11 protein-coding genes are annotated in these 13,032 nt (G+C 64.9%); 6 read left to right on the top strand and 5 right to left on the bottom strand.

Features of this window, described 5'->3' with window-relative positions:
• Positions 1-24 precede the first annotated feature (24 nt).
• The 3 genes from CA237_RS09875 (at position 25) to CA237_RS09865 (ending at position 2,927) form a co-directional block, all read left to right on the top strand.
• Complete coding sequence (locus CA237_RS09875) at positions 25-366, top strand: hypothetical protein (RefSeq protein WP_126013953.1); 342 nt, start codon at positions 25-27, stop codon at positions 364-366.
• Positions 367-471: 105 nt separating this feature from the next.
• Positions 472-2,118, top strand: a complete 1,647-nt coding sequence (ybaL, locus tag CA237_RS09870; protein ID WP_066689559.1) for a YbaL family putative K(+) efflux transporter — start codon at positions 472-474, stop codon at positions 2,116-2,118.
• Positions 2,119-2,150: 32 nt separating this feature from the next.
• Positions 2,151-2,927: an NYN domain-containing protein gene (locus tag CA237_RS09865; protein ID WP_066689558.1), complete on the top strand. Its 777-nt coding sequence runs from the start codon at positions 2,151-2,153 to the stop codon at positions 2,925-2,927.
• 378 nt (positions 2,928-3,305) lie between these two features.
• Here CA237_RS09865 and CA237_RS09860 read toward each other — a convergent pair whose 3' ends face one another.
• Positions 3,306-4,487 carry a histidine kinase dimerization/phosphoacceptor domain -containing protein gene (locus CA237_RS09860; protein WP_066689557.1) on the bottom strand — a complete coding sequence of 394 codons (1,182 nt, stop codon included), beginning with the start codon at positions 4,485-4,487 and terminating at the stop codon, positions 3,306-3,308.
• Positions 4,488-4,492: 5 nt separating this feature from the next.
• The gene (gene ettA / locus CA237_RS09855) at positions 4,493-6,172 is read right to left on the bottom strand and encodes an energy-dependent translational throttle protein EttA (protein WP_066689556.1); all 1,680 of its coding nucleotides are present in this window, start codon (positions 6,170-6,172) and stop codon (positions 4,493-4,495) included.
• A gap of 441 nt (positions 6,173-6,613) precedes the next feature.
• Between ettA and CA237_RS09850 the strand changes: the two genes are divergently transcribed.
• Together CA237_RS09850 and lldD are read left to right on the top strand one after the other, a co-directional pair.
• A complete protein-coding gene (locus CA237_RS09850; protein WP_241215467.1) occupies positions 6,614-6,847 on the top strand; it encodes a hypothetical protein in 234 nt (77 codons plus the stop codon).
• Between the two features lie 281 nt (positions 6,848-7,128).
• Positions 7,129-8,265, top strand: coding sequence for an FMN-dependent L-lactate dehydrogenase LldD (gene lldD / locus CA237_RS09845; protein WP_126013951.1), 1,137 nt, complete (start codon positions 7,129-7,131; stop codon positions 8,263-8,265).
• Positions 8,266-8,276: 11 nt separating this feature from the next.
• On the opposite strand, the gene CA237_RS09840 is transcribed toward lldD, so the two are convergent.
• Both CA237_RS09840 and CA237_RS09835 read right to left on the bottom strand, forming a co-directional pair.
• Positions 8,277-8,825 carry a GNAT family N-acetyltransferase gene (locus tag CA237_RS09840; RefSeq protein WP_066689554.1) on the bottom strand — a complete coding sequence of 183 codons (549 nt, stop codon included), beginning with the start codon at positions 8,823-8,825 and terminating at the stop codon, positions 8,277-8,279.
• Complete coding sequence (locus CA237_RS09835) at positions 8,822-9,739, bottom strand: helix-turn-helix domain-containing GNAT family N-acetyltransferase (RefSeq protein ID WP_126013949.1); 918 nt, start codon at positions 9,737-9,739, stop codon at positions 8,822-8,824. Before CA237_RS09835 ends, CA237_RS09840 begins: the two co-directional genes overlap by 4 nt.
• A 634-nt stretch (positions 9,740-10,373) precedes the next feature.
• Between CA237_RS09835 and CA237_RS09830 the strand changes: the two genes are divergently transcribed.
• Positions 10,374-11,453, top strand: coding sequence for a hypothetical protein (locus CA237_RS09830; protein WP_164523859.1), 1,080 nt, complete (start codon positions 10,374-10,376; stop codon positions 11,451-11,453).
• 199 nt (positions 11,454-11,652) lie between these two features.
• Here CA237_RS09830 and CA237_RS09825 read toward each other — a convergent pair whose 3' ends face one another.
• Positions 11,653-12,516 carry a DNA N-6-adenine-methyltransferase gene (locus CA237_RS09825; RefSeq protein WP_164523858.1) on the bottom strand — a complete coding sequence of 288 codons (864 nt, stop codon included), beginning with the start codon at positions 12,514-12,516 and terminating at the stop codon, positions 11,653-11,655.
• Positions 12,517-13,032: the final 516 nt, after the last annotated feature.

The raw sequence follows: 13,032 nt of genomic DNA, 5'->3' as shown, positions 1-13,032 counted from the left end.
TTCGACGCTTGGCGGGGGAATGATGTGCGGTTGCTCATGGCGACGATCGGGTTGTTGCTGTCGGGTTGCGGAGGCGCCCCATCGGACGCACCCGTCATCCATGTCGAGACCCACAGAACCGACGCGTCGACCGGCAATGTCCCCGCCCTCCCCGCCGATGTCGTCGCCTTTCGCCTGAAACGCGATGAATGCGACCATCTGCGCGGCGAGGAAGCGACCGGCCCGGCGCGTGCGGTGTTCCTGAAATACGGGATGGAGCGGACCTGTACCGGCACCGACGCCGCCCTGCGCTCGCTTCGCCAGCGCCATGCCGACGACCCGGCCGCCATCGCCGCACTGGCAGGATATGCCGACGATATCGAGTAACGACGCGGCGTTACCGACTGCCATCGGGCGGTAAATTTGGTACGTTGACGAACCCAGCCGCCCTGCCGTCCGTTCGCTTGGGAGGAACCCGACCGAGGAGACGCAATGCCCCATTACACGCCGCTGATCGGAACCATCGTCACCGCACTGGTCGCGGCGTTCGCGCTGGGGGCGGTCGCGCTCAAGCTGCGCGTTTCGCCGATCGCCGGATATCTGCTGGCGGGTGTGCTGATCGGGCCGTTCACGCCCGGCTTCGTCGCGCATTCGGGGATCGCCACCGAACTGGCGGAGATCGGCGTCATCCTGCTGATGTTCGGGGTCGGGCTGCATTTTTCGCTGAAGGACCTGTTGTCGGTGTGGCGCATCGCCGTCCCGGGCGCGGTGGTGCAGATTGCCGTCGCGACGACGATGGGTTGGGGCCTGTCGCAGTTTCTCGGATGGTCGTTGATGGCCGGCATCGTGTTCGGCCTCGCCCTGTCGGTCGCGAGTACCGTCGTGCTGCTGCGCGCGCTGGAGGCCCGCGCGCTGGTCCAGACCGAGCGCGGGCGGATCGCGGTCGGGTGGCTGATCGTCGAAGATCTGGCGATGGTGCTGGCGCTCGTCCTGCTGCCGGTCGTCGCCGCCGCGGTCGACCCGGCCAAGGCCGCCGCGCCCGGTGCGATCGTGACCGCGATCGTGATGACGCTGCTGAAGGTCACCGGCTTCGTCACGCTGATGCTGGTCGTCGGGCGGCGGGTAATCCCCTGGGCGCTGCACTGGGTGGTGCATACCGGATCGCGTGAGCTGTTCCGGCTGGCGGTGCTGGCCATCGCATTGGGTGTGGCGTTCGGGGCGGCGCTGGCGTTCGACGTGTCGTTTGCGCTGGGCGCATTCTTCGCCGGCATGATCCTGGGCGAAACGCCGCTCAGCCGGCGTGCGGCGCAGGAAACGCTCCCCTTGCGCGATGCGTTCGCGGTGCTGTTCTTCGTGTCGGTCGGCATGTTGTTCAATCCGCAGGTGCTGGTCGAACAGCCCGGCCCCCTGATCGCGACCATCGCCATCATCGTCATCGGCAAGTCGGCGGCGGCATTCGCCATCGTCCGCCTGTTCGGCCACCCCAACCGCACCGCCGCGCCCATCGCCGCCAGCCTTGCGCAGATCGGCGAATTCTCGTTCATACTCGCCGGCATCGGCACCAGCCTGAACATCCTGCCGAGCGAGGGGCGCGACCTGATCCTGGCGGGCGCGATCCTGTCGATCATGGTCAACCCGTTCCTGTTCGGCGCGGTCGCCGGACGCGGCGAGGAGCCGAGCCCCGCGCAGGAACGCGAGGCGGCGCGCGAGGAAGCGCGCGAGGATCATGTCGTGCTGATCGGCGCGGGGCGGGTCGGGCGGTTGATCGCCGAAGGGCTGCGCGATGCCGGCCGCGCCTTCGTCGTGATCGAGGACCAGGCCGATACCGCGCGCACGGCGCAGGCGCATGGGTGGAGCGTGGTGCTGGGCAATGCGCTCGACCCCAATGTGCTGCGCGACGCGGGGGTAGCGGAGGCGACCAAGCTGCTGATCGCCATCCCCGGCGGGTTCGAGGCGGGCGCGATCGTCCAGCATGCCCGGGGCATGAACGCCGGCCTCTACATCCTGTCGCGGGCGCATTCGGCAGAGGAGGTGCAGTATCTCACGCGCCACGGCGTCGATCAGGTCGTGCTGGGCGAGGAGGAGCTGGCGCGCACCATGTTGCGCCGGGCCGAGGAACAGCGGTTGCAGGAGGCATAGCCGCCGCCGCCGGGACAGGATAGACGAACGCCATGGCCACCCATCACGCCCCCACCGGCAACGTCGCGTTGCTGATCGATGCCGACAATGCCGGCGCCGCCTATCTCGATTCCGTGCTGACAGTGCTGGCCGAGTTCGGCACGGTCAATGTCCGCCGCGCCTATGGCAATTGGGAGAAGCCGGGGCTGAAAAGCTGGAAGGCGCTGCTGATGCGCCACGGGATCGAGCCGTTCCAGCAGTTCGACATCACCAAGGGCAAGAACGCGACCGACATGCGCATGACCATCGACGCGATGGACCTGCTTTTGCGCGGCCGCATTACGGGTTTCGGGATCATGTCGTCGGACAGCGACTTCATGCCGCTGGCCCAGCGCATCCGGCAGGAAGGGGTGCCGGTCTATGGTTTCGGCACCGACCGGACGCCCGAAGGGTTTCGCGAGAGTTGCACCCGCTTTATCGACGTCGCGTCGCTGGATGTCGAGGACGTGGCGAACATGCCGCTGCCACCGGCGATCGGCGGCGTCGCCGCGCCGGCTGCGGCGCCTGCCGCCAAGCCCGCCCCTGCCCCGGCGCGGCGCCAGCAGAAGGTCGATGCCGCGCTCGTGAAGCTGCTGTCCGATGCCTATGACGCGTCGAAGGTCGACAAGAAGGGCTTTGCCAGCCTGTCCGAAGTCGGCCAGCGCGCGGCCAACCGGTCGAGCTTCGACACGCGGAACTACGGGTTCAAGCGGCTGTCGGACCTGATCGAGAAGGTGAAGGAGTTCGAGGTGGAGCGGCGCGATACGGGGGTGTTCGTCAAGCGGGTTTGAGGGGGACGCCTGCCCTTTCCTCACGCACTCCGTTTGCTTCGAGCAGGTTCGAGCCTGTCGAGAACCGTCCGTCGAGAAGGCGGGGCCACAATCGGGCCGTTCTCGACAGACGCTTCTCGACGAGCTCGAAGCTGCTCGAACCGAACGGGTAACAGGCGGGATTTCGCCCGCATCCGTTCGTGCTGAGTAGGGGCTGAGCGAAGTCGAAAACCCGTATCGAAGCACCGGTGGCGGTCCTTCGATACGCCACTTCGACAGGCTCAGTGGCTACTCAGGACGAACGGTGGGGAACGCGGAAAGGTCTTCTCGACGGTCGGTTCTCGACTTCGCTCGAACCTGCTCGAAGTGAACGGATTGGAGGAGGGGATAGCAAATGCCCTACACCGACTCCGGCAAAGGCATCACGAACGTCACCTGCGTCCCCGGCGCTGCATTCTCGAAACTGAGCGTCCCGCCCAGCTGCCGTGCCAGACTGCCGACCATGCGCATGCCCAGACTCGTCGGTCGCGCCGCGGTCGGATCGAAGCCGGCCGGCAGCCCCTGCCCGCGATCGACGACTTCCAGCCATAATTGCCCGTCGTCGCAACGCGTCGCGATCCGCACCGCCCCGCCACCCTCGCCATAGGCATATTTGATCGCGTTGGTGACCAGTTCGGTCAGCAACAGCCCGAGCGGGATCGCGGTGTCGCCGCTGACCACCAATGGCGCGATGTCGCAGTCGATCGCGTGGTCGGGCGCCTGTTCCTTCAACTGGTCGACGATGCCGCATAGCAGCCGCTCCAGCGCAACGACGCCGACCCGGTCGCCCTGCCACAACTGGTCATGCGCCTGGCCGATGGCGACGATCCGCGCCTGCGCGTCGCCCAGCATCCGCTGCACCCGCGGGTCGTCATCCTCGCGCATCTGCAGGTTGAGCATGGCCGACACCATGGCGAGGCTGTTCTTGACCCGGTGCGACGCCTCGCGCGTCAGCAGTTCCTGATGCTCGATCGCGGCGCGCAGCGAGGCTTCGGCCTCCAGCCGTTCGATCGCGACCCCGATCAGGTTGGCGAAGCCCTGCATGAAGGCGAGGTCGTCTTCCTCGAACCGGCCATCCTTGCGGCTGTCGACCTCCAGCACGCCGAAGCGCTTGCCGTTCGCTTCGACCAGCACGTTGATCGCCCGCTTGACGCCATGGTCGGCCATGAAGTCCGGCGTGCGGAAGCGCTTTTCGTCGCTCAGGTGATTGGAGATCACCGCCTCGCCGGTGCGGAAGGCGAAGCCGGCGGGCGAGGCGAGATCGTCGCCCATCTCCGCCTGCCCGACCACGCCCTCGTTCCAGCCTATGCCGGCACGGACGATCAGCGCGCCGCCCTGGTCGTCGTGATGCAGGAACTTGGCGAGCCGCGTCCGCATGCCGCGCGCGGCCAGTTCGACCGCCGCCCGCACGATCTCGTCGATGTCGCGGCTGCGCAGCGCGATGCCGCCGAACTCGGCCAGAATACGCTGCTGGTCGAGGCGATAGCGGATCGCATCGGCGGGATCGTCCGACCCCGCCCCATTTTCCTCGACCACCGGCATGACGATCAGCGCGTCAGCTTCTTGTACGCCAGCCGCGTCGGACGATCGGCCGCATCGCCCATGCGGCGGCGCTTGTCTTCCTCATAGGCTTCGAAATTGCCCTCGAACCATTCGACATGGCTGTCGCCTTCGAACGCGAGGATGTGGGTGCACAGGCGATCGAGGAAGAAGCGATCGTGGCTGATGACCACGGCGCAGCCCGCGAACGATTCCAGCGCCTCTTCGAGCGCGCGCAGCGTCTCGACGTCGAGGTCGTTGGTCGGTTCGTCGAGCAGCAGGACGTTGCCGCCCTCCTTCAGCATCTTGGCGATGTGGACGCGGTTGCGTTCACCGCCCGACAGCTGGCCGACCTTCTTCTGCTGGTCCTGCCCCTTGAAGTTGAACGCGCCGACATAGGCGCGCGTGCCCAGTTCCTGCTTGCCGAAGCGGAACACGTCGAGGCCGTCCGAGACCTCTTCCCAGACATTCTTGTTGGGGTCGAGGTCGTCGCGCGACTGGTCGACATAGCCGAGCTTCACCGTCTGCCCGACCTCGATCGAGCCGCCATCGGGCTGCTCCTGGCCGGTGATCAGCTTGAACAGCGTCGACTTGCCCGCGCCGTTCGGCCCGATCACGCCGACGATGCCGCCGGGCGGCAGGTTGAAGTCGAGACCTTCGAACAGCAGCTTGTCGCCATAGGCCTTGGTCAGGTTCTTCGCCTCGATCACCTTGCCGCCGAGGCGTTCGGGGATCTGGATGAGAATCTGCGCCTTGCCGACCGCGCGGTTTTCCTGCTTTTCGACCAGTTCGTCGAACGCACGGATACGCGCCTTGGATTTGGTCTGGCGCGCCTTGGGCGTCTGCCGCATCCAGTCCAGCTCGTCGCGGATCGCCTTTTGCCGGCCGGCTTCCTCGCGCTCTTCCTGTTCGAGGCGCTTGGCCTTCTTTTCCAGATAGCCCGAATAATTGGCTTCGTAGGTGTAGTAGCGGCCGCGATCCAGCTCGAGCACCCAGTTCACGACGTTGTCGAGGAAGTACCGGTCGTGGGTCACGAGGATGACGTTGCCGGTATATTCCTTGAGGTAGTTTTCCAGCCACGCGACGCTTTCGGCGTCGAGGTGGTTGGTCGGTTCGTCGAGCAGCAGGATCTGCGGCTTTTCGAGCAGCAGCTTACACAGCGCAACGCGGCGCTTTTCACCGCCCGACAGATTTTCGACCGAAGCATCACCCGGCGGGCAGCGCAGCGCTTCCATCGCGATTTCGAGCTGGTTGTCGAGGCTCCAGCCGTCGACCGCGTCGATCTTCGCCTGAAGCTCGCCCATCTCCTCCATCAGCGCGTCGAAATCGGTATCGTCCTGCGGATCGCCCATTTCGGCCGAGATGGCGTTGAAGCGATCGACGAGGTCGGCGACCGGACGCACGCCGTCCTTGACGTTCTCCATCACCGTCTTGGTCGGATCGAGCTTCGGCTCCTGCGGCAGATAGCCGACCTTGATCCCCTCGGCGGCCCAGGCCTCGCCGGTGAATTCGGTGTCGATGCCGGCCATGACCTTCATCAGAGTCGACTTGCCCGCGCCGTTCGGGCCGATGATCGCGATCTTCGCGTCGGGCAGGAACTGCAGGTGGATATTGTTGAGCACCGGCTTGTTGGCGCCGGGGAAGGTCTTGGTCAGACCCTTCATCACATAGCTGTACTGCACGGCCATTGCCGACGGCTCCGTTTCGAATATCGGGTGATATAAAAGGTTCTGGCGCGATGTAGCGATGGGCCGGCGAATTGGCAACGCGGGCGCCATGGACCGGGCGCGCGGGCGGTCGGCCCGATTCGACCGTCGCCGTCGTCCATTCGGCAGCGACTCGATCCGGTGGCGGCGTCGTTCCGGCGGCCCGGGCCGATCGACGGCGGCACCCTTTCGCGATTGCAGCATGACATCGCGTTTTCCGCCATTTTCGGCTCTGTTTCCTGCCAAAATGTCACTTCGTCGTAACGCTGGCGCGGTCCACCATTGGTCGCAAAGCCGCAATCTTGCCACAATTGGAGATTGACGGCGGCGTACAAGGCGCTATTGCGGCTATCTCGCGACGGCGGTGACGCCGGGATATTCGCGAAATGGAATTTTCTGGGAGTAACCCGAATGAAGAAGATCATGCTCGTCGCCGCCGCCGCCGGCCTCCTGTCGGTTGCCGCTTGCAAGAACACCCCGACCGACAACGCTGCCGACGCCGCGTCGGACAACCTGGAAATGCTGGCGGACAACCTCGAAGCGCAGGCCGAGAACACCTCGAACGAAGCCGTCGCTGCCGACCTGATGAACGCTTCGGAAAACGCCGAAGACGCGTCGGACGCGATCGAGAACGCCGCCGAGCACAACGGCATGTAATTCCCGTTCCCGCGTCCTCACCGACGCGGGAAGCCGGAATGAAGAAGGGGCGCCCCGGCAACGGTGGCGCCCCTTTTTCGTGGCCGATAACGGTCGTTACGCGGACAGCATCACGGTGGCGCGATTGCGGCACCTTTGCGACCTGTCGGTGAGCGAATATTGCACGCTGCGGCGCGGTAGCGTTCCGGCAGATTGCCGACAGCGCGATTGACGAGAATGTCCGGTCACGCGAACGTGCGGCGGCCACCCCTCCCGTCCGACGCCCCCTGTAAGGCCCCGCCATGATCGTGTCCGCGCCCACCGATTTTCGCGCCATCGCACGCCGGCGGCTGCCACCGTTCCTGTTCCACTATATCGACGGCGGTGCCTATGCCGAACACACGCTGCGGCGGAACGTGGACGACCTGTCCGATATCGCGCTGCGCCAGCGGGTGCTGCGCGACGTCGCCGACCTGCGGCTCGACATCGATCTGTTCGGCACGCGCATGGCGATGCCGGTGGTGCTGGCCCCGGTCGGCCTGACCGGCATGTATGCCCGCCGGGGGGAGGTGCAGGCGGCACGCGCCGCGGCGGCGAAGGGCGTGCCCTTCACCCTGTCGACGGTGTCGGTCTGCGCGATCCGCGAGGTACAGGCCGCGTCCAGCGCGCCGATCTGGTTCCAGCTCTATGTGCTGAAGGATCGCGGCTTCATGCGCGACGCGCTGGAACGGGCGCAGGCGGCGGGCGTCACGACGCTGGTCTTTACCGTCGACATGCCGGTGCCGGGCGCGCGCTACCGCGATGCGCATAGCGGCATGTCGGGCCCCCACGCCCCGCTGCGCCGGATGGTCCAGGCGCTCACCCATCCGCGCTGGGCATGGGACGTCGGGCTGTTCGGGCGGCCGCACGACCTGGGCAATATCTCCACCTATCGCGGCACGCCGACCGCGCTTGCCGACTATATCGGCTGGCTGGGTGCGAATTTCGATCCGGCGATATCGTGGCGCGATCTCGAATGGATCCGCGATGTCTGGCGGGGCCCGATGATCATCAAGGGGATATTGGACCCCGACGACGCGCGCGACGCGGTACGCTTCGGGGCGGATGGCATCGTCGTGTCGAACCATGGCGGACGACAGCTCGACGGCGTCCTTTCCACCGCGCGCGCCCTGCCCGCCATCGCCGATGCGGTGAGGGGACAGATCGGGATTCTGGCCGATTCCGGTATCCGCTCGGGGCTGGACGTGGTGCGGATGCTGGCGCTCGGCGCCGATGCGACGATGATCGGGCGCGCCTTCATCTATGCGCTTGCCGCCGCCGGAGAAGCCGGCGTTACCCGCCTGCTGAACCTGTTCGAGAGTGAAATACGCGTCGCCATGGCGCTGACCGGTGCCCGTTCGATCGCCGAGATCGACCGGGCCAGCCTCGTCACCGCCTGACCGGCCGCGCGCTATGCCGACGCGGTCAGCGTCTTGCGCATGCGGGTGAGCGGAACGGTCACCCCATCGACCTGCGCATCGGCGCGCTCGACCGGGTGGTAGCCGCAGGCGGCATAGAGCGGCACGCCGCCGGCCGTTCCCATCAGTTCGGCCGCGGCAAACCCCTCCGCCCGCGCCGCCTGTTCGCAGCGGTCGAGGATCATCCGGCCGATCCCCCGGCGGACCTGGTCGGGGTGGGTATACATTGCGCGGTTGCGGGCAGCATCTTTCGCCGGATCGAGCAGCGCTGGATCGCGCAGGTCGGTGCTGTGATCGCCGCCATAGAGCGTCGCGCGCCGGCTCCACCCGCCGCAGCCGACCGGCACCCCGCCCTCTTCGACGACGAAATAGGTGCCGTCGCGGATCAGCTGCGTATCGAGGCCCATCACCGCGCGGCTGGCGACGACCTGTCCGGGGGTCAGCACCGCGGCCTGTCCGCGATCGATCGCCAGCGCCATCAACGCCCGAAGCGGTTCGAGATCGGCCTCGGTCGCGATGCGGATGGTCAGCGCTTCGTTCATGCGGCCAGCTTCCGCTGCCAGGTTTCGCCCTGTAGCGGCATGCCGAACCGTTCGTGCATCGCCGTCTCGACACAGTCGAACCCGTGCGCCGCATAGATCCGGCGTGCCGCCTCCAGCACGGTCTGCGTCCACAGCACCAGTGCGCGGTAGCCCTTCGTCCGGGCGAAATCGACACGGTGCCCAACCAGCGCATCGCCGATGCCGCGCCGGCGGGCAAAGGGTTCGACGTGCAGCAGGCGCAGTCGCGCGATATCGTCTCCCTCGTCGGTCACGAACACCGCGCCGGCCATCACGCCGTCGATCTCCGCGACCCAGCATTGTTCGCGCTCGGGGTTGAAGTTGCGCAGGAACGCCGCGGTCACCTCGCTTTCGATCACCTCGACGTCGCGACCCCAGCCATGGCTGTCGCGATAGAGGACCGATTGCCGCGCGGCGATCAGCGCCGGTTCACCCGCACGGAACGGCCGGACGACGAACGCCCCGCCCGACGCCGGATCGAGCAGCAGCCGCGCGCGCGTCAATGCCTCGACCAGATCGCGCCGCGCCTGTCCCTCGACCATGCCCAGCAGGTCGCCGACCGCATCGCTCTGCCGCCGGTCGATCGTGGCGAAGGCGTCGCGTCCCGCCTCGGTCAACCGCAAATCGCGCGCGCGGGCGTCATCGTCGCGGCGGACCCGGACGATCCAACCGCGCTTTTCGAACCGGGCGACGAGACGGCTGAGATAGCCCGCATCCATACCGAGCGCGTCCTGCAGGACGCTGGCGGTTACCGGTTCGCGTGTCGCGATCTCGAACAACAGGCGCGCTTCGGGGAGGCTCGCTTCGGTCCCCAGAAAGCGCGCGTCGAGGGCGCCGATCGTCTGGGTATAGAAGCGGTTGAACTGCCGGACTGCGGTGACGTCTGCATCTTCCATGCAGTCCTAGTTGGCGCAGGATAGTTGACTGAGTCAAGTACTGACGGAAAGCGACGTGCCAAACCGGTCGGCGCCTATTCGGCCCGATCGAGCAAAAGATGTGTGGTGGATTTCGTGGTCGGGGAGACAGGATTCGAACCCGAAATACCGTCACCACAAACCCACGGATTTCCGCGGTTCTTGCAGGATCGCGGCATCCTTGTGCATCGGTTGTGTATATCGGTCCAGAGGCCTTGCGATGAGTTGAGTCGGATCAACTCCAAGCCGTTGGCAGGGCGTCGACGAGACGTTGCTGAAGTGGTCCATATCGCATTTCGTTCGCGGTCCACGCGGCCTTGTTGTCTCCTACTGCCCGGCACGGCCACGTCGGTTAGCATGCCGGCTGTTGGATCATACGGCTTAGACGTCCTTTCGCCCTGCGATGAACTGTGGGGCACCGCGCAAGCCTCGGTTCAACGTGATTGAGGCAGCTCTCCACCTCGTGTTCGATCCAAGCTGACGCGAATTGTCTCCTCAGACATCGTCCAGGCAGCTGGCGCCGAACAACGCCCTGAAGGTCCCTCGCATTAAGCGAATGTAGGTAAGTTCCGCAGAAAGAGTGGAAAAGCCGCACCTCCGGAGAATGGACGAAGTCATGAACCAAGCCGTCGACCAATGCCTTCTCACCGAAGATGGACCAGATGTGACCGACGTATCGAGCGAACTGACTGCGTTAGAAATCCGCGATCTTCAGATGCGCCTGCGCCAACGCATCGCCGCCTGCGAAGCCATGGCCGCTTCGGCACCGGTCGTACAACTCGTGCGGCGCGTGGCGGCCGGCGCCCAGTTCAGGGAAACAGGGGTCGTCATAGAAGTTGGTATCGGGGCCGTAGTCCTCTGCCTGTTCGCCCCTGACAGGCTTACGAGCGAGATGGGTGGGCCGGGTCTGCCGGACTTGCCAGAGCTCGTTTTTCAACGGGTTCATGAGGTTCACCGCGCCCGGCAACGGCACACAGACCGGTTTGCCCAGGCTCGTCGGATGATCGATGCGGCGATCGAGCGATCGGCAGCCGGCATGACGCTTGTGTCGCTCAAAACGGCCCCCCAGCGGGTAGATGTCAAGTTGGCTGGCCGTCATCTCCAGCTTGAGGCGAATGTGTCGATGCTGAACGATGCGCTGAGGCCATATACCCAGCGGATTGTCGATTGGACACCACGTGAGTTGATGAGCAGCATCAGCTGCCACGCATCGGAACAGCGCAAGCGTCAGCGTGCGTTGGCAAGGATGACGGCGAGCGCTGCTGTGTTCGAGATTGATATACTCGCGGAACGCGCAATTGCGCTCGCTGGCGCGGATTTGGCGGTGTGTGCAACAAGTCTGTTAGGAGGCTGCGATCCGCGTGAGGGGGGCGGCCAAGAAATAATTCTTGGTGAGAACGCTGGGAGCCGGACGTCGATCTATCTGCGATCGGGGCGTATCATGGCCAGTGTGCGGATCGTTGATGTTGGCCTGGTTGCCGGGCACACGTTTATTATTAATCGCCCGTTTCCCGAAACCGTGACGGATGCGCTTCCCGGACAAAGCGCTACCACGGTCGTCGATCACCCCGTGCTGCAAAACATAAGGATTACGTCCGCGCAGCGCGATGGCATGCAAACGTTCGTCCGGCTCAAAATACCCAAGCGTTTCATCCGCCCTGCCGAGCTTGACGAGGCGGCCCAATCAACTGTCTGAGGCATCTCCTGTCGAGAACGTCCCCAACATGTTCGCCGCCCCCACTGCATGGGCTGAGGATATAGACAGCGAACCGTCAAACCGCGGTTTGGTAGACGCATTGCATCGATCATACGCCGTTGCACCGGAAGGTCGGTATCGCGCGCGGAGGCGTTCTTGGCATTCGAAAGCGAACTGTTCGGTTGGCAGTCGTGACACGTCAAATGCGCGCCAACCAATGGCCGGACGCAAGTTCAGCGTACCGTCGCCGTTGCTCGGCCGTCGTTCCCAATGTCACGATCATGAGCGAGAATGGTGTATGTTGTGACTTGCCTTGCGGGCTGAGGAACTTAACCCGCCCTTGCAAAAGAAAGATATCAGCTTCGGCTATCAGCGTATCATGAAAGAAGGCCGAGTCGGTTCGGACCGGGACAAGGCAGACCACGGTCCGAACATTGCCGACACGCCATTGTTCGTAGGCGCGTCGTAACCACGCCAGCATGTTCGAAAAGGGCGGATTGACGTAAGCCAGTCCACCGGACCAGTCTTCTACGAGTCCGTCACCGCCCTCGCTCACCAATATCCTGCGATTTGCGATGACAGGGCTACGCACGTCAGCGCACGGGTCGAGATCGACGGCACCGAAGGCAGTGTAGATATCATCCATGAAATCGGGCGGTGTGAAACGACTGTCCCGATCTGCCTTGTCCCCTTGCCCCCAGTACGAGCGCTCAGGCGCTTGCCGACGAGCATTGGGTGCGAGGACCACCAGCACTTTCATGAGACTGGCAACCGATCCTCCGCCGCGCTCCAGGCTAGCGACGGTGGTCCTCGACAAGCCAGTCTTGGCCGCCACCTGTTCCAACGACCATGCGCGCTTGCTTCGACAATCCCGCAGCTGTTCGGACAGCGAACTGCCACGACCGACGCCCGTTGCCCGGAAGTTCAATGCCGTCATCGCCGCGATCAATGTGGCCAACGAACCTACGCCGCCCTCCAACCTTTTGATGGTCTGCGTATCCACTCCGATTCGGTTGGCTAGAGCCCGTTGCGATAGACCCGATGCGCGGCGGACGTCCCGCAATTCCTCGATTAGTATCTGACCCCTCCGTGGTTCATATCCTGACCTACTGGTTCGTGCGAGTTGCCATAATTGACCAGCCCCGCAGTGTTAGTCTTCAGTGGCGTTTGGTGGAAAGCGGCCCGGCGGTTTTAGGACAAAAGTGACTTTTCCGCCGTTCGTTCACCCACCATCAGATAGGAGCTACGACCCCCAATAGCGGTCGTTCAGCGCGATCGCGGAAAAATCTTGACGGAGCAGCGTCCGCGCATGCAGCCGCCCGAGATGCGGTCCCGCTGCGTCTTGGCGCGTGCGTGATCCTCGCAGTCACATAGTACCCGGTTCGTGGGGCAACACGCCCGCCTCACCCCAACGCATCCAGCCGTTGTAGAGCGTCTTGTGGAGCCCATAGGGTAAGCGTGGCCTGAGGGCCGCCTTGCCCGTTTGGCCGTAGCCGGGATGCTTATCGTCTTTGACGAGGGCGCGGGCGGTGCGGGAAGTTTTCGGTTCTGAGACTGGTCGTACGAGCGCTCGTACGAC

The sequence above is a fragment of the Sphingomonas sp. ABOLH genome (assembly GCF_003951715.1).
Lineage (GTDB): Bacteria > Pseudomonadota > Alphaproteobacteria > Sphingomonadales > Sphingomonadaceae > Sphingomonas > Sphingomonas hankookensis_A.
This window is presented reverse-complemented; position numbering and strand designations above follow the sequence as displayed.

Coding starts and splice junctions, on each gene's coding strand:
- CA237_RS09830 (WP_164523859.1), top strand. CDS start 10,374: ATGAACCAAGCCGTCGACCAATGCCTTCTCACCGAAGATGGACCAGAT.
- ybaL (WP_066689559.1), top strand. CDS start 472: ATGCCCCATTACACGCCGCTGATCGGAACCATCGTCACCGCACTGGTC.
- CA237_RS09865 (WP_066689558.1), top strand. CDS start 2,151: ATGGCCACCCATCACGCCCCCACCGGCAACGTCGCGTTGCTGATCGAT.
- CA237_RS09840 (WP_066689554.1), bottom strand. CDS start 8,825: ATGAACGAAGCGCTGACCATCCGCATCGCGACCGAGGCCGATCTCGAA.
- CA237_RS09860 (WP_066689557.1), bottom strand. CDS start 4,487: ATGCCGGTGGTCGAGGAAAATGGGGCGGGGTCGGACGATCCCGCCGAT.
- CA237_RS09835 (WP_126013949.1), bottom strand. CDS start 9,739: ATGGAAGATGCAGACGTCACCGCAGTCCGGCAGTTCAACCGCTTCTAT.
- ettA (WP_066689556.1), bottom strand. CDS start 6,172: ATGGCCGTGCAGTACAGCTATGTGATGAAGGGTCTGACCAAGACCTTC.
- CA237_RS09850 (WP_241215467.1), top strand. CDS start 6,614: ATGCTCGTCGCCGCCGCCGCCGGCCTCCTGTCGGTTGCCGCTTGCAAG.
- lldD (WP_126013951.1), top strand. CDS start 7,129: ATGATCGTGTCCGCGCCCACCGATTTTCGCGCCATCGCACGCCGGCGG.